This window comes from Chryseobacterium sediminis (assembly GCF_008386505.1).
GTDB lineage: Bacteria > Bacteroidota > Bacteroidia > Flavobacteriales > Weeksellaceae > Chryseobacterium > Chryseobacterium sediminis.
In genome coordinates, this window is sequence record NZ_VUNZ01000001.1 from 2,323,626 (window position 1) to 2,343,022 (window position 19,397).

The 19,397-nt window shown below is 34.8% G+C and carries 16 protein-coding genes and 2 tRNA genes; 7 read left to right on the forward strand and 11 right to left on the reverse strand.

Annotation, left to right across the window (positions count from 1 at the left end; genetic code table 11):
* The first annotated feature begins 17 nt into the window (after positions 1-17).
* Positions 18-1,202, forward strand: coding sequence for an oxygenase MpaB family protein (locus tag FW780_RS10570; protein ID WP_167510674.1), 1,185 nt, complete (start codon positions 18-20; stop codon positions 1,200-1,202).
* A 250-nt stretch (positions 1,203-1,452) separates the two neighbouring features.
* Positions 1,453-2,454 (forward strand): recombinase RecA, encoded by a 1,002-nt coding sequence (recA, locus tag FW780_RS10575; RefSeq protein WP_105681476.1) that lies wholly within the window; start codon positions 1,453-1,455, stop codon positions 2,452-2,454.
* Positions 2,455-2,832: 378 nt separating this feature from the next.
* On the opposite strand, the gene FW780_RS10580 is transcribed toward recA, so the two are convergent.
* Both FW780_RS10580 and FW780_RS10585 read right to left on the reverse strand, forming a co-directional pair.
* Positions 2,833-4,266: a hypothetical protein gene (locus tag FW780_RS10580; protein ID WP_149833544.1), complete on the reverse strand. Its 1,434-nt coding sequence runs from the start codon at positions 4,264-4,266 to the stop codon at positions 2,833-2,835.
* A 151-nt stretch (positions 4,267-4,417) separates the two neighbouring features.
* Positions 4,418-7,318 (reverse strand): alpha/beta hydrolase family protein, encoded by a 2,901-nt coding sequence (locus FW780_RS10585; protein WP_149833545.1) that lies wholly within the window; start codon positions 7,316-7,318, stop codon positions 4,418-4,420.
* 153 nt (positions 7,319-7,471) lie between these two features.
* Between FW780_RS10585 and htpG the strand changes: the two genes are divergently transcribed.
* Complete coding sequence (htpG, locus tag FW780_RS10590) at positions 7,472-9,364, forward strand: molecular chaperone HtpG (protein WP_149833847.1); 1,893 nt, start codon at positions 7,472-7,474, stop codon at positions 9,362-9,364.
* Positions 9,365-9,773: 409 nt separating this feature from the next.
* Positions 9,774-10,166, forward strand: a complete 393-nt coding sequence (locus tag FW780_RS10595; RefSeq protein WP_149833546.1) for a helix-turn-helix transcriptional regulator — start codon at positions 9,774-9,776, stop codon at positions 10,164-10,166.
* 195 nt (positions 10,167-10,361) lie between these two features.
* On the opposite strand, the gene FW780_RS10600 is transcribed toward FW780_RS10595, so the two are convergent.
* Positions 10,362-10,658 carry an MGMT family protein gene (locus tag FW780_RS10600; protein ID WP_149833547.1) on the reverse strand — a complete coding sequence of 99 codons (297 nt, stop codon included), beginning with the start codon at positions 10,656-10,658 and terminating at the stop codon, positions 10,362-10,364.
* A gap of 87 nt (positions 10,659-10,745) precedes the next feature.
* On the opposite strand from FW780_RS10600, the gene FW780_RS22395 reads away from it, so the two are divergent.
* Positions 10,746-10,892, forward strand: coding sequence for a hypothetical protein (locus FW780_RS22395; RefSeq protein WP_167510675.1), 147 nt, complete (start codon positions 10,746-10,748; stop codon positions 10,890-10,892).
* 442 nt (positions 10,893-11,334) lie between these two features.
* Here the strand turns inward: FW780_RS22395 and FW780_RS10605 are convergent, their stop codons facing one another.
* The 5 genes from FW780_RS10605 to FW780_RS10625 form a co-directional block, all read right to left on the reverse strand.
* Entirely contained in the window at positions 11,335-12,309 is a 975-nt protein-coding gene (locus FW780_RS10605; protein WP_047097747.1) for a deoxyhypusine synthase family protein, read from the reverse strand.
* A 442-nt stretch (positions 12,310-12,751) separates the two neighbouring features.
* Complete coding sequence (locus FW780_RS10610; RefSeq protein ID WP_149833548.1) at positions 12,752-13,132, reverse strand: GreA/GreB family elongation factor; 381 nt, start codon at positions 13,130-13,132, stop codon at positions 12,752-12,754.
* Positions 13,133-13,432: 300 nt separating this feature from the next.
* Positions 13,433-14,077, reverse strand: coding sequence for a hypothetical protein (locus tag FW780_RS10615; RefSeq protein ID WP_149833549.1), 645 nt, complete (start codon positions 14,075-14,077; stop codon positions 13,433-13,435).
* 47 nt (positions 14,078-14,124) lie between these two features.
* Positions 14,125-14,517: an alternative ribosome rescue aminoacyl-tRNA hydrolase ArfB gene (arfB, locus tag FW780_RS10620; protein WP_149833550.1), complete on the reverse strand. Its 393-nt coding sequence runs from the start codon at positions 14,515-14,517 to the stop codon at positions 14,125-14,127.
* A gap of 39 nt (positions 14,518-14,556) precedes the next feature.
* On the reverse strand, positions 14,557-15,585 hold the full coding sequence (locus FW780_RS10625; protein ID WP_149833551.1) for an AMP-binding protein: 1,029 nt from the start codon (positions 15,583-15,585) through the stop codon (positions 14,557-14,559).
* A gap of 99 nt (positions 15,586-15,684) precedes the next feature.
* On the opposite strand from FW780_RS10625, the gene FW780_RS10630 reads away from it, so the two are divergent.
* Together FW780_RS10630 and FW780_RS10635 are read left to right on the forward strand one after the other, a co-directional pair.
* Positions 15,685-15,755, forward strand: a tRNA-Gln gene (locus FW780_RS10630).
* 156 nt (positions 15,756-15,911) lie between these two features.
* Positions 15,912-15,982: transfer RNA gene (locus FW780_RS10635), tRNA-Gln, on the forward strand.
* A 336-nt stretch (positions 15,983-16,318) separates the two neighbouring features.
* Here FW780_RS10635 and FW780_RS10640 read toward each other — a convergent pair.
* From FW780_RS10640 to FW780_RS10650, 3 genes are all read right to left on the reverse strand, one after another.
* Positions 16,319-16,546 carry a hypothetical protein gene (locus FW780_RS10640; protein WP_149833552.1) on the reverse strand — a complete coding sequence of 76 codons (228 nt, stop codon included), beginning with the start codon at positions 16,544-16,546 and terminating at the stop codon, positions 16,319-16,321.
* Between the two features lie 391 nt (positions 16,547-16,937).
* A complete protein-coding gene (locus FW780_RS10645) occupies positions 16,938-17,570 on the reverse strand; it encodes an HdeD family acid-resistance protein (RefSeq protein ID WP_149833553.1) in 633 nt (210 codons plus the stop codon).
* Positions 17,571-17,890: 320 nt separating this feature from the next.
* Positions 17,891-19,309 (reverse strand): amino acid permease, encoded by a 1,419-nt coding sequence (locus FW780_RS10650; protein WP_149833554.1) that lies wholly within the window; start codon positions 19,307-19,309, stop codon positions 17,891-17,893.
* Between the last annotated feature and the right edge of the window lie 88 nt (positions 19,310-19,397).

Genomic DNA, 19,397 nt, shown 5'->3' on the forward strand with positions numbered 1-19,397 from the left:
TAGGTAAAGGAATGAACATGATACAACCACGATTTAAAAACGCCCCTCATTTCAGAGATTTTTGGGAAAGTGGAAACGGAAAACTGCTTATTGAATTTTCCGGTGCAGAAGTGAATTTTGAAAAATTTGAAACATTCGCTCCTTTTTTTCATCATGTGGATGAGGTCGGTGACGAGGTGGTAAAAGATGTTTATTTTACTAAAAAATTTCATGAAGCATCCAGAGAAATTGAGCAGTATATCAGAAATGGAGTTTCGGAAACAGATTCGGTTCCTGAAAGTGTAAAAAAACTTTTCACTCAAACTCAAAGAGTTCCAGAATGGCTTGATTGCAATTTACTGAAAAGCGGTGCTGAACTCTGCATGAGAAGTAACCTGGATTCCCTGATCTCGTTAAGGGACTATTGCCTGATTGGCGGTTACGACTACGCTTACCTCAACAAGCCCCTTATTGTCACAGAAGCATTAAAAAAGGGTGCGGTAAAACGTCTTTCGGAAACATTAGATTTTTGGGTTAATGCAACCCGATACAATGCGCTGGAAGTTCATGCAAAGGGTTATGAATTTGCTATCAAAACCCGTCTGATCCATTCTTATGCCAGACTTTCCATAAAAAAACATTATCAAGACTGGGATACTAAAAACTGGGGTGAGCCCATCAATTCATGGGATATGATGGCAACATACATCGGTTTTAGCCTTGTCTTTCTTCACAGCCTTCAAAAATTGGGAAATAGTTTTTCTATTGAGGAAGAACAGGGAATTTTTCACTTGTGGAAATATGTAGGCTATCTTTTAGGCATTCCGGAACAGCTTCTCCCCGACAATAAAAAACAGGCTACCGAATATTTTTATTTATGGACTTCTGTTCAGCCTCCTTCCGATAAAGATTCTGTTCTTCTTGCCCATTCTCTGCTGAATGAATCTTTAGAAAATCCTATTTTAAAATTTGAGTTTCAAAGGAAAAATTTAAAGTACCTCCATGTCTGCTGTACCTGGTTTCTGCTGGATGATGAAGTTTGCAAAAGACTGCAGATTCCGGAAGTTCCCAACAAAAATTTGTTTCCAAAATCAAAGATACTTTTCAATAAGATTTATGACAGAATCGTAAGTCGCGATGCCAGAATAAAAAGAGGAAATAAGGATCAGATGAAAGTGCTGGAAGATTATCTGAATATTACTAAAATTTCAAATTTTCATTAGAAAGATTGGTTGGAAGGTGCAAAGGCACAATCTATATAAAAAGCTTGAGTCTTAGCGATTTTAAACAAAAATGAAACATTTTATATAGCAAAAAAATATTTTAAAAAATTTCATACCCATCTGTCTCGTTATGAATGAAATCAAGAGCAAAATTTTATCATTTTTTAACTCTAAAAACAGCTTTCAGGGATAAATAATATTAGTTTTTGATATTTAAATTATGTATTTTTGAGAAATTATTTTAATAGCGATGAGTAACATTGATGATAAGAAAAAAGCACTCGCATTAGTGCTTGACAAATTAGATAAAACATACGGAAAGGGAACAGTAATGACTTTAGGTGATGAATCTATAGACAATACAATAGAGGTAATTCCTTCCGGTTCTTTAGGATTAGATATCGCATTAGGTATAGGCGGATATCCAAAAGGAAGAATCATTGAAATATACGGTCCTGAATCTTCAGGTAAAACAACATTGACCCTTCACGCTATTGCTGAAGCTCAAAAAGCTGGTGGTATTGCTGCATTTATTGATGCAGAGCATGCTTTCGACAGAACTTATGCTGCGAAACTGGGAATTGATTTGGAGAACCTTATCATTTCTCAGCCGGATAACGGAGAACAGGCTTTAGAAATTGCAGATAACCTTATCCGTTCAGGAGCTATTGATATCGTTGTGATTGACTCTGTTGCTGCTCTTACACCAAAAGCTGAGATCGAAGGCGAAATGGGAGATTCTAAAATGGGTCTTCATGCAAGATTGATGTCTCAGGCATTAAGAAAGCTTACCGCTACTATTTCAAGAACGAAATGTACTGTAATCTTTATCAACCAGTTAAGAGAAAAAATCGGGGTAATGTTCGGGAATCCTGAAACGACTACCGGAGGTAACGCTCTTAAGTTTTATGCTTCTGTAAGAATTGATATCAGAAAAGCCAGCGCACCTATCAAACAAGGTGACGAAGCTATCGGTAGCCGTGTGAAAGTGAAGATTGTGAAAAACAAAGTAGCACCTCCTTTCAAACAGGCAGAATTCGATATCATGTATGGAGAAGGAGTTTCTAAAGTAGGTGAAATTCTTGATACAGCAGTTGATATGGGAATTGTGAAGAAAAGCGGTTCTTGGTTCAGTTATGAAGAGTCTAAATTAGGCCAGGGGCGTGATGCTGTAAAAGATGTTTTAAAAGATAACCCTGAACTTTCCGAGGAATTGGAAAACAAGATCAAGGAAGAAATGAAAAACAAATAATTTTTCAGAAAAATATAAAAAAGGCAGTCTTAGGGATTGCCTTTTTTGTTTTTTAAGTTTACATTCTTTTTTAAATGCACTATTTTATTTATAAGTTGTATGATTTTAGAGGAATTTAAAGCTTTTTTAACGCAAAGTTTTTATCTATAAACTGTACTATTTTTAAGAGAGCAAAGCAGTGAATCAACTTCATTGATTCTTTCTAAGCAAACGTATTACTATCACAAAGCTTTATCAGGAACAAAGTCGCAATCTTTGCCTCCTTAAAATCAACTTTCAAATCACATAATTCTCTGCGTTTAAATAATACTTCTATTAAACAAAAAGAGATTGACCTATTGGCCAACCTCTTTTTTAAGCTTTTATATTTTTTTAAAACTATTCGGTAATTTTACCTTGAAGCTGCAACGCTCCCGTCACTTTCATTCCTTTTACCGGAGTTTCAAATCTCATGTTTTCCTTATTAACAAAAGCATCGATCGTGAAGAAATCTTCATTTTCTTCATTCGTAATTAGTTTTAACTTCATGATATATCCTTTAACACTTCCGTCATCAAGTAATTCTGTTTCTTTAAAGTCTACAACCTGAGCGATAAAATCGAAACATGCATAGTTTGGAAGATCCTGGCTTGGTGCATAGGTTGTGAAATCTTCACTCATTTTGGTACCATCTGGCAAATCGGTGTTCGTATGAACATCAAGGATGAAAACAATTCCGCTGATATTTACCTTCAGATGAGGCTGAGTCATGTAAGTATTTCTATTTTCTGCATAATCTGTAGCAAAGAACCAAACCCCAAAAGTTTCTCTTGCCGGACCCGCTACGATTGCCTGCAGATTCAATGCATTTTCCCACTCTCTGATTGACCTTGTTTCAAAATCTAAGGTATAATTTGTTTTTACCTCCGGAATTATTGTGCTAAGTTCGTCTGTAACAATGGTTTTAAATCTTACATCTTCAAATTCTGTTTTGCTTTTACCTTCACCAGCCGAATCAGCAACCGTAGACTGCATTAAAACAGTGGTAAGATATTGACCGTAATCTTTAGTCTGGAAATTTTCATGACCAAAAACCCCGCTCCAGGTATTCACAAGATTATGAATATTTGATTTTCTTATGATAATTCCTGCTTCATTAGTAGTTTCAGGAGCTGCAATTCCTTCTGCATTCGGAAAATAATCTTTGCCATCCACCAGCTGATGATTCATGATCTCATTATTTTCTTCGTGAGAAAACTCTGCAAAACCTTTATATGTGACATTTTGGTTTTCAAAAATATAAGGAAGTCCTGTTTTTGCCTTATCAGCTCCTTCAAAATGATAAGAAAGTGAAATTGCTTTAAACTCTTCTTCTTTTGTCGCCGGATTATGATTATCATTATTATCAAACTGAGAGTGATATAAAATCATATAAGACTTAATCTTACCTTCCTGCAGCTCTTTTTCAAACTTTTCTTCCATTTGCGCAATCGCCTGTTGTGGAGCAAGCGCATAAGCATCTTCTGTTACCATATATGCAAAGCCTTCTACCTCACCATTTTCCTTTTCAAAAGCAGAAATAGGTGTATACTCACCTCTTAGCTGAAGGGCTATAGAATACACTATATAATCGTTATAAACCCTGATTTTTTCGTACTCACCATTTACTTTCGGCTCTTCTATTTGTGGCGACGGAATTTCCGGTATTGTTTCTACAACTTCTTCCACCACTTCGTCTACTACTTTTTCCTCCGGCATTTCCATTTCCTGAACCAAAGTACTTACATTTTCCTGATTGTTATTTTTCTTCTTGAAAAAATCAAAGATTCCCATACTGTTATTTATAATTGGCGGTAAATATAATAAAAGTGCTGAACAGGCCCATCATAAAAAAAATGCCATTGTGTCAGTTTATATTTTGTGATATATTTTCCTGAGGAAAATAAAAAAACTCGGCGGAGCCTTTGGCTCCGCCGAGTTTTTATCAATTAGGTTTATCATCTGTTAATTCAAAGCCCCAATCTTTTCCTTTTTGGGTGGCTGGAATACCTTTCGTCATCCAGACCGGAGCTTTAGCTCCTTTCAGATAATAATCAAAAAACTGCTGTTCGCGGATTTGAATATCTTTTCTGTTCTGACGTTTTACAAGATTATGATCATCGCCATTGTAGTTCAGAAGCCATACCGGTTTTCCAAGACGGCGTAATGCGGTAAACATTTCAATTCCCTGATACCATGGCACTGCCCCATCTTTATCATTACTCATGATAACTACCGGAGTTTGTACTTTATCAATGGTAAAAAGCGGTGAATTTTTAATATAAAGATCCGGTGCTTCCCATAGATTTTTACCTAATCTGCTTTGAGATTTCTCATACTGGAACTGTCTGTTCATTCCTGAAGTCCATCGGATTCCTCCATATGCGGACGTCATGTTTACAACAGGAGCGCCACTCCACGCAGCGGCATACATATTGGTATGAGCAATAAGATACGCTACCTGATAACCACCCCAGCTTTGTCCCTGGATTCCAATTTTAGCACCATCTACCCAGGAATTTTGTTTTAATTTTTCAACTCCGGAATTAATGTATTCCATTGCAGATTCTCCGGGAAAACCGTCTGTGTAAGAAATATCAGGTGTAAAAACCAGATATCCGTTGCTCACAAAATAAGAAATATTCAATCTTGAAGGTGTTGGGGCCGGTGCTACATAACGGTTTAGATTATCTGAAAGTTTTTCATAGAAATAGACAATCATAGGATATTTTTTATTCGGATCAAAATCTTCCGGTTTGTACAAAACTCCTGTAGAGGCATGTCCTTTTGGTGTTGTCCAGTTTACCAATTCGTCAGTACCCCAATTATAATGGTTTTGCTGTGGATTGGTATCGCTCAGCTTTTGCAGTTCTGAGAAATTGGATGTTGCAAAAATATTCGGAGAATCAGTGTACGATTCTTTTACTACAATATATTCTTCTGCATTTTTTGCTTTTTGAATACTTCTGTATCCCCATACATTTTCCATTTGAATTTTTACCGGATCAGAATTTGACTGAATAGAAGTTTTAAAAATTCCATTCGCTTTCGATGTATTATCAAATGCTGATAAATAAATGACAGATTTTCGGTTTAAGCTTTTAATATCTTTATCTAAGTCATAGGTGTCAAATGTTATTTTATTCTTACGCCCAAATCCGTTAGTAATATTTCTTGGCTTTTTTGAACCGTTCAGGAAAAACTCCCAAAGGTCGAAACGGTCTTTGATAATCACAGATTCATCATTATTCGTCCAGGATGCGATACCATAAGAACTCGGAAAATCAGGCATATCAAACTCTTCATCCACAAAGGAAACAGGTAATCCGCTGCTCAATGGAAGTGTTTGCTTGGTTTTCACATTATAACTCAGCCATTTCCCTTCTTCTCTGTCAAAGATCACAACAAATTTCCCAAGAGGAGATACAGCAACCGAGCCGTTCAGATTCTGAATAATTTCTGTTCTCTCACCTGTTTTATTATCAATCAGGAAATATGTTTTCTTTGTTGCGCCCTCCCATTGCGAAGAAATACGATTGTTTAAACTTGTAATACCAAGCGCAAATTCAGCGTCTCCTTCGTTTACCAAGCGTAATGTATCCAGGTCTTCACCATCAATATTTCTAAAGAAATCCGGTTTTTCTGTCTGCATTACTGCAGCATAAGACTTTTTCAGATCATTCTTTAATTCTTTTAGCTGTACCGTTTGCAGATAATCGTCTTTATAATTCCAGATGTCTACAACGGCATGGTCATTCGCAATCATCGCGGTATCTTTCGCGATAGGTTTTGGTGCTACACCGAAATACAACTGCTTTCCATTTTTGCTGAATAAAGGTAAACGGTTTTCAGAAACCACCCAATTCTTTCTCATCTGTGCATTTTCATTGGTAACCGTCTCTTTTTTATTTCCTTTAAAATTAAAGTAATACAACTGATACAATTTCACCAGATCATTTTGTGCAGAAGAAGTTCCTACATATGCCAGCTGATTCCCCTCTTCATCAAAAGACAATTGTGAAAAATCGCCTTCCATTTCTGAAATTTTATTTACAGTTCCCTTTTGCAGATCTACAACCTGTACGGTTTGAAGGGCATATTTTTTAGGCTTTGATTTATCGTTATCTTTTTTATCCTCAGATTTTTCATCTCCAGAATCCTTTTCCTCTTTTTTATCTTTTTTTGACTTTTCTTCAGGCTTCTTCGTCACAAAAGCAAGTTGCTTTCCATTTTTACTGAACTCATAGCGGATTACATTATCATACGTTGTAGTTTTGCCATCCAAAAGATTTCGCACAATCAGCTGCAAAGGTTTTACATTTTTATCTTCCTCTTTGTTTTCATCTCCATCTTCTTTATCAGAAGCATCATCCGAAGATTTATCTTTTGTATTTTCCAGAAGATATGCTACGTAAGAACCAGCTTTTTCAGGAACTTTAAAAGATTTCACATTCGGAATTTTTTCTGTCTTATTATTTAAAAAATCAACAATTGCAAGACTGTCTTTCGTTAATTTATTTTTTTTAAGCTTTTTATCTTTTACCGCTTTTATGTCTTTATACTGCGGACGGATTTGAAAAACTGCAAATCTGGAATCATTTGTAAAATCCAGTTTTGTCCCTCTTGCAAACTTTTGTGATGTCTTATTTTTTACGGAATATAAAGAAAGGTTAGAATTTCCTTCCTGAGCATCCACAGAATAGGCAATCCACTTTCCGTCATTAGATATTTTTCTCGTGCCGATATTTTGCCAACTGTCATAAACAGAATGGTCTAAAGGCTTTTTCTGCCCATATACCCAGCAGGTCATTATGAGCAGAATAAAAACTGTACATTTCAACTTCATTTTAAAAAAAATTTTAATAATTAAAAGTAAGATATTTCTTCGATAAATCCATAGGATAAGATTGTTTCGCGTTGAAAAAATGCCATTCTGTCACTTTCTGCCGCATGGTATTTTTTTTGAGAAGTATGTTGAACAATTAAAATATAAAATATGATGACTAAAGGAAATATTAATGTATCTGTGGAAAATATTTTCCCGCTAATTAAAAAATTTCTTTACAGTGACCACGAAATATTCTTAAGAGAATTAATTTCCAATGCAACTGATGCTACTTTAAAATTAAAACATTTAACAGGCATAGGAGAAGCAAAAGTGGAATACGGAAATCCGAAACTTGAAGTTAAAATTGATAAAGACCAGAAAACTTTACGCATTATCGACCAGGGTATCGGGATGACGGGAGAAGAAGTTGAGAAATACATCAATCAGGTTGCTTTTTCAGGGGCTGAAGAGTTCCTTGAAAAATATAAAGATTCTGCGAAAGATTCAGGGATTATCGGACATTTTGGTCTTGGGTTTTACTCTGCATTTATGGTAGCTGAAAAAGTGGAAATTCTTACAAAATCTTATAAAGATGAGCCGGCTGTACGTTGGATCTGTGATGGAAGCCCGGAATTCACTCTTGAAGAAACTAATGATAAAACTGATAGAGGAACTGAGATCATCCTTCATATTGCAGAAGATTCTGTAGAATTTTTAGAAGAAGGGAAAATCCGCGAACTGTTATTAAAATACAACAAATTCATGCCTGTTCCGATCAAGTTCGGGACTAAAACACATACACTTCCATTGCCGGAAGATGCCCCTGAAGATGCTGTAGCTGAAACAGAAGAGGTAGATAATATCATCAACAATCCAGTTCCTGCATGGACGATTGCGCCAAGCGAACTGACCAACGAAGATTATATGAAGTTCTATCACGAGCTGTATCCTATGCAGTTTGAGGAGCCTTTATTTAATATTCATCTTAATGTTGACTATCCGTTCAATCTTACCGGAGTTCTATTCTTCCCGAAACTGAGCAACAATTTAAACATTGACAAGGATAAAATCCAATTATATCAAAATCAGGTATTTGTAACTGATGAAGTAAAGGGAATCGTTCCGGATTTCCTGATGCTTCTGAGAGGAGTAATTGACTCCCCGGATATCCCGTTAAACGTTTCCCGTTCTTACCTTCAGGCAGACGGTGCAGTAAAGAAAATTTCTTCTTACATCACAAAAAAAGTAGCCGATAAAATGGCTTCATTAATTAATGAAAATCGTGAAGACTACGAGAAAAAATGGAACGACATTAAGATCGTAATCGAGTACGGAATCATCACAGAAGAAAAATTTGCTGAAAAAGCGGATAAATTCACACTGTATCCTACAACAGACGGGAAATATTTCCTTTGGGATGAATTGATTGAGAAAATCAAGCCTATACAAACGGATAAAGACAACAAACTGGTTGTATTATATGCTACCAATGCGGATGAGCAGCACAGCTATATCCAGTCTGCAAAGGATAAAGGATATGAAGTCCTGTTATTAGACTCTCCTATTACTCCACATGTTATCCAGAAGCTGGAAACTTCAAAGGAAAATATTTCTTTTGCTAGAGTAGATGCAGATCACGTGAACAACCTGATCAAAAAAGATGAGCCGGTAATTTCAAAATTGAACGAAACTGAAAAAGAATCTTTGAAAAAGAATGTAGAAGAAGCTATTCAGGATACTAAGTTTACTGTTCAGCTTGAAGATCTTGACAGCAATGATGCTCCATTCACTATTACCCAGCCAGAATTTATGAGAAGAATGAAGGAAATGCAGGCTACAGGCGGTGGCGGGATGTTCGGAATGGGAGGTTTCCCGGAAATGTACAATCTTGTGGTGAACTCGAACAGTGAGCTTTCTAATCAGATTTTAAAAACTGAAAATGCTGAAGAGAAAGAAAGCTTAATTAAATATGCTTTAGATCTTGCAAAACTTTCACAAAATTTACTGAAAGGAAAAGACCTTACTGATTTTATACAGAGGAGCTATAAGCAACTTGAAAAATAATTTACTTGAGACTGTTTCATTTTGAAGCAGTCTTTTTTTGTTTGAAAATGTTGGGAAACGCAAAGACGCTATTTTTTTAAATACAATATATTTTAAGACGCAAGGATTTTATCTGCGATAAAATTTTGTACTGTTAAATCTATACAGAATCCTTGCTGAAAATCTTACATTGAGCGAGTCGAAATGTTCTTGTGTCTTAAAATTTCACAAAGCATATAAAAAACTTGCGTCTTTGCGTTTTTCCAACAAATCAAAACATCCTAAAATCATTAACAATTAATCTAAATAAGATTCATATTATAAAGCTTTTATTCATTTTCTATTCGCTTTCATTGCTTTGCCCTACATTTTTTCTGTTTTCTATTGTATAGATTATGCTTTTTTGCCATTTTTGTATAAAATGTAGGTCATGCAAAAAGAAAAATTACGCGTCATCAGGAAGCAAAAAGGCTACACTCAACAGCAGGTGGCCGACTTTATCGCAACAGATGTATCTAATTACAGCAGAAAAGAAAGCGGTGATGTAAGAATTGTGAGAGATGAGTGGGATAAAATTGCCCGTTTTTTGGATGTACCATTTGAGGACATTTATGAGGAAGAGGAACCTCTGGTAGTTATTAATAATGATCATCCTGTTTTTAATGACAGATCTTCTTCTGCAGGGGTAATCACTAACCAGAATAATTATGATAATATTCCTGGGGCCATTATTGAAAACCTACAAAACTATATCACTTTATTAAAAGAAGAAAACCAAAGACTCAAAGAAGAACTGAAAGGTCTCCCAAGAGGAAGAAAATAAAACGGTTTGAAGCTGGAAAAAATATTGATGTCACTCATATTAAATTATGGAGTGACATTTTTTTATACTATTATTTTTTCAACGCAAAGAATTAATGATTCGAGGGTTTCATTTAAGGAAACAAAGAGTTTCGACTTTGTCGCTGATAAAGCTTTGCGGTAATGTCTTCGCTTCAAAAAATCAATAACTTAAAATTTACAATTCAGCCAAAGGATCCCAAAACAGTTTTTTGAAGTTTTTTATTCTAAGGTTTTCAATTGTAATTCCTTCTGCTTCTAGTTTAGGTTGAAATTCCGGAACAGATAAGACTCCTGAGCTTGAAATGACGCGGTGAGCAGGAACATTTTTCGGACATCCTCCCATTGCTTTTCCTACATGTCTTGAATGATTAGGATAGCCAACTGCTTTTGCGATGGCACCATATGTAGAAACTCTCCCTTTGGGAATAAGCCTTGCTACTTCGTATACCTGTTGTTTAAAAATTTCGTCCATATCAATGATTGTTTTTAGCTGGCTTCCTTTTTTGCATCATTTTTGAACTCTTTTAAGCTCAATGATGTTTCATTAAAAGATAAAGATATGAAAAAATCATTTTTCAGGCTGCTGAATGCAGTTAATAAAAAGATTCTCCCGAAGCTTAGTAAGAAGGATCCTAATCAATTGACGAAAGTTGAAAAAGGTATTCTGGCGTATCGTTATTTTGTGCTGGTGAATTCATTAGATTGATTTTATTTTCCCACGGATTGCACAGATTTTCACAAATGTTTATGTATATCTTTTGGAAAAAGCAAATGCGCTAGTTCTTTTGACATGGCTCTTGCTTTAAGGCGCAAGGATTTTATCTCTCGCTAATTTTGCTGATTACGCAGATAATAAAAATCTGTGCAATTCGTGTGATCTGTGGGAATACTATATTCCTCTTTTTTCAACCATTAAGAAAAATGAAGATTGTAAGAATAATTAAGTTTTATGTTTAATGAAAAGCAAAGCGTGCCACTAAACAAAATAACTTTAACTATTTCCCTTAATGCCCTTTAAAACTTAAATAATCTTAATGGTTCAAATTCTTTTTAGTTTTCAAAACAAATTTATTTTTCAATCCTAAAATAAAAAAGCGCTTCAAATAAATTGAAGCGCTCTATTGTAATCTCTGATGAGAGTTTTATTCTTATGCGTTTTCTAAGATATAAGAGAACATCAATGGCGCACAGATAGTTGCATCACTTTCAACGATAAATTTCGGTGTAGTGATATCAAGCTTACCCCAAGTGATTTTCTCATTTGGAACTGCTCCTGAATATGAACCGTAAGATGTTGTAGAGTCAGAAATCTGGCAGAAATAAGACCAGAAAGGAATGTCATGCATTTCCATATCCTGATATAGCATTGGTACTACACAGATAGGGAAATCTCCTGCGATACCTCCACCAATCTGGAAGAATCCAACTCCTTTTCCTCCTGAATTTTTAGTATACCAGTCAGCAAGGTAAGTCATATATTCAATCCCTGATTTCATTGTAGTCGCTTTAAGCTCTCCTTTGATACAGTAAGAAGCGAAGATGTTACCCATTGTAGAGTCTTCCCATCCTGGTACTACGATTGGTAAGTTTGCCTCTGCTGCTGCAATCATCCAAGAGTTTTCTCTAGGAATTTCATAATACTGCTCCAAAACTCCTGAAAGGATCATTTTGTACATAAATTCGTGAGGGAAATATCTTTCTCCTTTAGCTTCAGCATCTTTCCAGATCTCAACGATATGTTTTTGTAATCTTCTGAAAGCTTCTTCTTCAGGGATACAAGTATCTGTAACTCTGTTTAGACCTCTTTCTAAAAGATCCCACTCATCCTGAGCAGTCAGATCTCTGTAATGAGGAACTCTTTCATAGTGAGAGTGTGCTACAAGGTTCATTAAATCTTCTTCAAGGTTGGCACCTGTACAAGAGATAAAATCTACTTTTCCCTGACGGATCATTTCAGCAAGAATCTTCCCTAATTCAGCAGTAGACATTGCTCCTGCCAAAGTAATCATCATTTTCCCGCCATCTTTAAGATGTGCAACATATCCTTTAGAAGCATCCACCAATGCAGCTGCGTTGAAGTGCAGGTAATACTTTTCTATGAATTCAGTTATCGGTTTGCTCATTTTTTTAATTTTTGCAAAGATAAAACTTAAAAACGGAATGCAGTCAAGGCACTTGAAGAAAGTGTAACAGGGGAGTCTTTTTTTATCATTTGTTAAATGTAAAGGTATAAGTTGTGGGAAAACGCAAGGGCGCAAAGGATTTTAAAACTTTGTGAATATTGTAAGGCGCAAGAACATTTCGACTTGCTCAATGTAAGATTTTCAGCAAGGGAAAGCATCATTTTTGCACAAATTGTATAGATTTTTATTTTATATTATCCGAAAAATCAACATACTATAAAAAACAAATTATACACGATAAAATCCTTGCGCCTTAAAGCATTTAGTATATGAAAATCTTGTGTCTTTGCGTTTCCAAAACAGTTGATGCTAATAAAATAGAAAGCGCAGCTAAATAAGCCACGCTTTCAATTATAATTTAACTTAATAATTCAATATCTATTTATCCTTCCCAGGCTTCCACTTTCAGGATCTCAATTTTTCTTTCACCATCTTTGAAGGGCCAATTGATAATATCCCCTACTTTATATCCTACTACTGCAAGGGCAACATCTGATAGAATGGAATGCTTATTCTTTTTAAGTTTTGCTTTAGTAGATGGCACAAAAATATATTCATGCTCAAAATCTAAAGTATGGTCCTTCAATGTCACTTTCCTTTCAACGGTTACAATATCCGCAGGCAGATCTCTTCTCAATACCTGTTTTGCATTTCTAAGTTCTTCTGTAAGTCTTTTTTCTTCTCCGATGCTCACTTTTTTCCTTCTGAGTGTATCTTTTATAGCATCATAAATTCCGGTGGTTACAATAATATGATTGGACATTTTGTTCTTTTTTTAAAAAATTAAATGCAGTTATTCCCTATCGATCCAATGTAGAATCCAGGCATATAACAGCCTTCTTCTATAGAAAACCGCAAAAAAGCAATAAATAAAATCCGGAATGATTCCCTGTCTTGGATCCTGACAGGGCTTAATTGATAAAGTCCTTAGAACTTTTCAGAAAAGAATCTGTGTGTAGATAAAGTAATGACAGCAACAATCCTGATTGCCTGCGTTCTGCTGATAAAGAGATTGTTGCTGCCATTATTATGAGATTATTCGTAATCCTTACAAATATAGCATTTAAAAACGGAATGTAGCTGCTGCACTCAAAGAAACTCGTGTTAAACCTTCTTTCTGATCCTCACCAAGATCAACTGTCTGCCCATTAACTTTTATTTTGCTCAAAGTTCCTGCGGTAATTCCCAATTTAGGACCTATCATAAAGTTTTTTGAAACTGCATATTGATAGGCTGCCCCCAGTTCCAGACCAAGATTAGAGCCTGTACCTTTTACTGCTTCTGTTTTTGTAGTGTAGGTAATCACTCCAAGAGATACATCAGCAACAATTTTGTGGTTTGTAGGTTTGGTGTAGTTGGAGAACATAACGGAAGGTCCAATGAATGTAATATTATCTTTAGTACTTATAGAAGCGGTAACTGTCTGTCCATTCATATTGTATCCGCTCAGTACACCGCTGCTGGAAGCATTATAATTGGAAAACTTAGCCCCGATTCCAATATTTTTCACATTATAATACGCGGCAATTTCAAAATGGACTCCGTTTTTCAATCCTTCAACATAATTTTTTTCTGCTATAGAAAGCCCAGGTGCTGTTTTAGCTACTCTCCATGCATATCCTACAGCCGGTATAATGGTAATTTTTTCCTGTGCAAAAGAAAGTAAAGAACTCGAAATAGTTCCCAATAGAATTAGTTTTTTTATCATGGTTTTAAAGTTTCCGGCAAAAATAAAATTTTCTTCGCAGAAACAAGCTAAAATTTAAAACGTCTGTTTTCTTTTTTGTCAGAAAGTTTTTTCTTACCATCAAGCCTTTTTTGTTTCTGAGCCCTTGAAGGTTTGGTTGCAGTTCTTTTCTTTGGAACAATAAGGGCTTTGTTTGCAATATCAATTATTTTTTCGATAGCCTTATTTTTATTCATCAGCTGAGTTCTGCTTTCAGAAACTGTAAGGAATAAAAAGCCCTCTGCATTGATCCTGTTTTTCAGTTTATCCTGAATCAATATTTTTTCATCATCATTAAATAATTCTGAGGAATCTACTTTCCAAAGTACGGTAACAGCAGTCTCCACTTTGTTGACATTCTGCCCTCCTGCTCCACTGCTGCGGGAAGTTTTGAAACTGAGTTCTTTTGAAAAGTCTTTCATAATTTTAAGTTTTTGAGATAATGGCATCAAGAGCCAAGACTATAAATTTACATTTATACTTTTATAGAGTTCTAATCTGCTTACTTTACCGTTGGGTGTTCTCGGAATTTCATTGATAAAAATAATTTCTTTGGGTTTATGAAAGCTTTTTTCAAATGGGATTTCTGAAATTTTCTTTATTATCTCATCGGATTTATTTCCTTCTATTATCAGTATCAGTTTCTGACCCAAACTTTCATCCGGAAGTCCGATAAATACAGCTTCATTCGGGATTTCTTTTTTTACTAAAGCTTCAAGAGCCTCAGGAAAAATTTTTGCTCCTCCTGAATTGATGATATTGTCAATTCTTCCGAGAAATTTAAATTGTTTTTCATTCCTAATATCAACTAAGTCATTAGTTTGCAATTCTTCATCATTCACATTAGGCGCAAAGATCTTCAGGCATCCCCGATTATCCAGAGAGATAAATACATTTTCAAAAACGGTGAAATAATCTTGCTGTTCCGGCATCAATTGTTTTAAGCCAATATGGGAAAGCGTTTCTGACATTCCATAGGTTTCAAAAATACGGTTTGAAACACTAAGATTCATCTCTAGAATTTTATTTTTCAGACTTTCTGAAACGGCCGCTCCACCAATGATCAGATTTTTAATCAGATGAAGTTTTTCCAGTGAATTTTCTACCTGAAGAGGAGTCATAGCACAAAAATCTATTTCTTCTTCTAAGTTTTCAACAGGTTTTAGAGAGGGTTCGGTAATTCTTAACTTCATTCCTCTTTCTATGGAACGGACAATCATCATTTTTCCTGAAATGTATTCTACAGGCAGGCAGAGCAATGCAATATTTCCTTTTTTTAATCCCAAAAAATTACAGGTCATAACCGCAGAATTGATCATTTTCTTTTTTTCAATTTCAAAGATTTTTGGTACCCCTGTAGAGCCTGAAGTCTGAACATTCACTCCTGTTTTTTCTGAAAACCATTCTTCCAGAAAAATTTTCACTTTTTTTTCAAACTCCGTTTGGAACGATAATTTATTAATATTGAGATTATTGAAGTCTATCAGCATATTTTCCGTAAATAAAATCCACAGTAAATTTAAAAAAAAATTCAAAAAGTTCTTGTATGTAAAGAAAAAAGCTGTAAATTTGCACCACCAAAATAAAACAGACCTATAGTGTAACGGTAACACTCCGGTTTTTGGTACCGTCATTCGGGGTTCGAATCCCTGTGGGTCTACAAGCCATCCTTTTTAAGGATGGTTTTTGTTTTTATACATACATCAATTGTTATGGGATTAAAAATCTGTTTTTTTTAAGGTAAACAGCAGAAAATTGAAAGAAGATATTTGTAAATAAGAAAAAAATATATAAATTTGCAACACCAAAATAAAGCAGACCTATAGTGTAACGGTAGCACTCCGGTTTTTGGTACCGTCAGTCGGGGTTCGAATCCCTGTGGGTCTACAAACCATCCTTTTTTAAGGATGGTTTTTGTTTTTTAGACCCTCTTTTGAAAAAAGCAAAAAGTTGAGTTCATCTGAAAAGAAAAAATGTTCTGTCCTTCACTCTCTAAACTCGATAGTACCGGAAAGCATTTTCTAGTTTAATGATCAATCTTTTAAATTAATCTTACAAAGTTGAAGTTTCTATTTTTCAATGCTCATTTTTAAGCAAAAAGAATAATGTGAGATGAAAAAATAAAGTAAAAAAACTATATAAGTTTTGAGTTACAAAAAAATAAGAGTGAAATTTCTTCCACTCTTATATAATTTGATGATAATTATTAGGGTAAATATTAACTTATTTATAAGGCTTTCCTTTACAATACCAATCATGTCTGACAATGGTATCTTTTTTATGAATAGCAAGCATTAAATCTCCCCTTTTCTTAACTATAGTATCCCCTTCTTCAACTTCATCGAAGTCTACCATCCAATTATTATGTACCATAATACTAGATTTTTTTCCAGTTATTGGAACAGAACCTCTAATTTTTATCCATACTTCATTTATATTTGATTCTTCCACAATCAAATTGTATTCATTAAGATAGAAGCCTTGTTTCACATCATTGCAATCAGGTTATCCACATGAAGACACCAAGATTAAAAAGCTAAAAAAAACAAATATTTTCATAATTTAATCTAATTGAAGCCTGTATCCAAAGTTTCTTTTAAACCAATTTCTACTTAGCCCTATTATCTGATTTCGCTTTTACCTTGAACACAAGAAAATATAATAAAATCAGCCATTAAAATTATCAAAATATTTTTCACCAATAAAAATCTATAGATTATTCATTATTTTAAAATGAAGTGGAAGCCTTATAGTAGTTATTTTTCCAGCAACGTATTTCATTTTCCATAAAAATACAAAAAGACCTTTTGCAAGGCCTTTTATATTTAGAATTATTCGTTTATTATCTTTTAAGATCATCAATCTCTTCCTGTATCGATTTGATTTTGTCTCTTAATTCCTGACTTACTTTTCCGGGAATCTTTTTAATCTTTCTTAAATCCAGAGCCAGCATAATGGAAGCTATTCCCATAAAAATAAAGGAAACACCTGTAAGCGTAACTAATGAAATCCCTGTAAATACCGGATTAAAGATCAGTAAAAGAGAAAAGATAATTCCTCCGACACTGGCAAGGGCTACATTTCCCCAACTCATGATTCTCATACTTTTCAGATCGAAGGCAAAACCCAGCAGCTGAAAGGAACGAAACAGTAACGTGAATCCTATGACAAACGGAAGCACAGTCATTGAAATCTGAGGATTTGCGATGAGATAAACTCCTATTGCCGTAGTTAATAATCCACTTACAAGAAACCAACCCCAGCCCTGCAGGGATTTACTATTCTGTAAGGAAAAGAATATTTCCGTAATTCCCGAAAATAAAAAGGAAACACTGAAAAAAATAGAAAGTGTAACATACGTTGCAAGTGGCACGCTGAATACATAAAAACCACAGATCAGAAATATAATTCCGAAGATTAATGGAATGTACCAATGTTTTACAGTGTTCGTAAGAGTTTGAAATAAATTAGCCATAGGTGTCTTTTTTAGTCCTGCCTACTTTTTGTAACGGTTTTCGGCTTATCCGCAGGTATTTCAAACAGATTAAAATTTCACCTGAATTTGAAATATAACCTCTTACTAATGTACGAAAAATAACCGCAGAACACAGCATATTCTGCGAATTGTTTCCATAAAAAAGAATCAAATAAAGCCAATTTATTCAATTGAGTTCATCTGATACAAAAAACACCCTTCATTTTTCAAAACCTATCAGGGAAAAATACAGAAACAAAAAAGGTGAAAATTATTTAATTCTCACCTTTCCAAAACATATTTAAATCTGTTTTATATTCTTACTTTGGTTTGTACAATTTATACATCACAAACAAAAAGCCAATCCATACGGGAATCAGAATCACCTGAATTTCCATTCCTGTAATACTCATTAATCCTAATATCAGAACCAAAAAGGCAATACAGATGTAATTGGATACAGGATAAAATATAGATGGGAATTTTGAATGAATTCCTGCTGTACTTATTGATTTTTTAAACTTCAAATGGGTGTAGCATATCATCAGCCAGTTGATAATCAGAGTAGATACTACCAAAGCCATTAAGTATTCAAAAGCTTTTTCCGGCACTAATTTGTTAATAATAATACATATCCCGGCAAAACATGATGAAATAAGAATAGCATTGATAGGAACAGAATTTTTATTCAGCTTTTTAAGGAATTTTGGGGCATTCCCCTGTTGAGCCAATCCGAAAAGCATTCTGCTGTTACTGTAAACACTACTGTTATATACTGATAAAGCAGCTGTCAACACAATCAGGTTAAGAACATTTGCAATCAATGTATTGAACTGAATTACCTTACCAAAAAGGGTAAATTCAAGACCATTCAGATTTTGAAATACCATTACAAACGGGCTGGATCCTTCTGTAATATCTCTCCATGGACTTAATGAAAATAAGATCACCAAAGCTCCTACGTAAAAAATAAGGATTCTGTAAATCACCTGATTGGTAGCCTGTGGAATGGTTTTTTCAGGATTTTTAGCTTCAGCAGCTGTAATTCCGATAAGTTCCAATCCTCCGAAAGAAAACATGATCATAGCCATTGCAGCAAATAAACCTGAATATCCGTTTTCAGTTTTATTAAATAATCCTTTCGGGAAGAATCCGCCATCGTTCCATAAATTGGTAATGGTTGCTTTTTCTCCGCCTGTACCGCTTATCAAAAGGTATACTCCGAAGACAATCATAGCAATAATAGCCACCACTTTGATAATGGAAAACCAGAATTCTGTTTCTCCGTATACTTTTACAGAAGCAAGATTAAGTGCATTGATCACAATAAAAAAGAACAAGCTGGAAACCCAGAGTGGTATTTCCGGCCACCAAAAGTGAATATAATGTCCAATTGCTGTGAGTTCGGCCATACTTACAAGAATATAGAGAATCCAATAGTTCCATCCGGAAGCAAATCCCGGAAAATTTCCCCAATATTTGTAGGCAAAGTGGCTAAAACTTCCTGATACAGGTTCCTGAACAACCATTTCACCAAGCTGACGCATAATAAAAAAGGCAATAATTCCTGCTAAAGCATAGCCTAAAATTACTGAAGGTCCTGCCAGTACTGCAGCTGGTCCAATTCCCAGAAATAAGCCGGTTCCTATGGCACCTCCAAGGGCAATTAATTGTATATGTCGATTTGTTAATCCTCTAACTAAAGTCTCCTTTTCTCCTGTTTTATTTTCGTTGCTCATTGAATGAATTATTCGGTCGCTAAATATATAAAAACTTTTCAGAGAAATTCACATTCCATGGGGTAAATTGACAATTCAGGATTCTTCA

What these genes read in the sequence shown, in the direction of transcription:
- FW780_RS10570 (WP_167510674.1), top strand. Translation starts at nt 18, where the DNA reads ATGATACAACCACGATTTAAAAACGCCCCTCATTTCAGAGATTTTTGG.
- recA (WP_105681476.1), top strand. Translation starts at nt 1,453, where the DNA reads ATGAGTAACATTGATGATAAGAAAAAAGCACTCGCATTAGTGCTTGAC.
- FW780_RS10580 (WP_149833544.1), bottom strand. Translation starts at nt 4,266, where the DNA reads ATGGGAATCTTTGATTTTTTCAAGAAGAAAAATAACAATCAGGAAAAT.
- FW780_RS10585 (WP_149833545.1), bottom strand. Translation starts at nt 7,318, where the DNA reads ATGAAGTTGAAATGTACAGTTTTTATTCTGCTCATAATGACCTGCTGG.
- htpG (WP_149833847.1), top strand. Translation starts at nt 7,472, where the DNA reads ATGACTAAAGGAAATATTAATGTATCTGTGGAAAATATTTTCCCGCTA.
- FW780_RS10595 (WP_149833546.1), top strand. Translation starts at nt 9,774, where the DNA reads ATGCAAAAAGAAAAATTACGCGTCATCAGGAAGCAAAAAGGCTACACT.
- FW780_RS10600 (WP_149833547.1), bottom strand. Translation starts at nt 10,658, where the DNA reads ATGGACGAAATTTTTAAACAACAGGTATACGAAGTAGCAAGGCTTATT.
- FW780_RS22395 (WP_167510675.1), top strand. Translation starts at nt 10,746, where the DNA reads ATGAAAAAATCATTTTTCAGGCTGCTGAATGCAGTTAATAAAAAGATT.
- FW780_RS10605 (WP_047097747.1), bottom strand. Translation starts at nt 12,309, where the DNA reads ATGAGCAAACCGATAACTGAATTCATAGAAAAGTATTACCTGCACTTC.
- FW780_RS10610 (WP_149833548.1), bottom strand. Translation starts at nt 13,132, where the DNA reads ATGTCCAATCATATTATTGTAACCACCGGAATTTATGATGCTATAAAA.
- FW780_RS10615 (WP_149833549.1), bottom strand. Translation starts at nt 14,077, where the DNA reads ATGATAAAAAAACTAATTCTATTGGGAACTATTTCGAGTTCTTTACTT.
- arfB (WP_149833550.1), bottom strand. Translation starts at nt 14,517, where the DNA reads ATGAAAGACTTTTCAAAAGAACTCAGTTTCAAAACTTCCCGCAGCAGT.
- FW780_RS10625 (WP_149833551.1), bottom strand. Translation starts at nt 15,585, where the DNA reads ATGCTGATAGACTTCAATAATCTCAATATTAATAAATTATCGTTCCAA.
- FW780_RS10645 (WP_149833553.1), bottom strand. Translation starts at nt 17,570, where the DNA reads ATGGCTAATTTATTTCAAACTCTTACGAACACTGTAAAACATTGGTAC.
- FW780_RS10650 (WP_149833554.1), bottom strand. Translation starts at nt 19,309, where the DNA reads ATGAGCAACGAAAATAAAACAGGAGAAAAGGAGACTTTAGTTAGAGGA.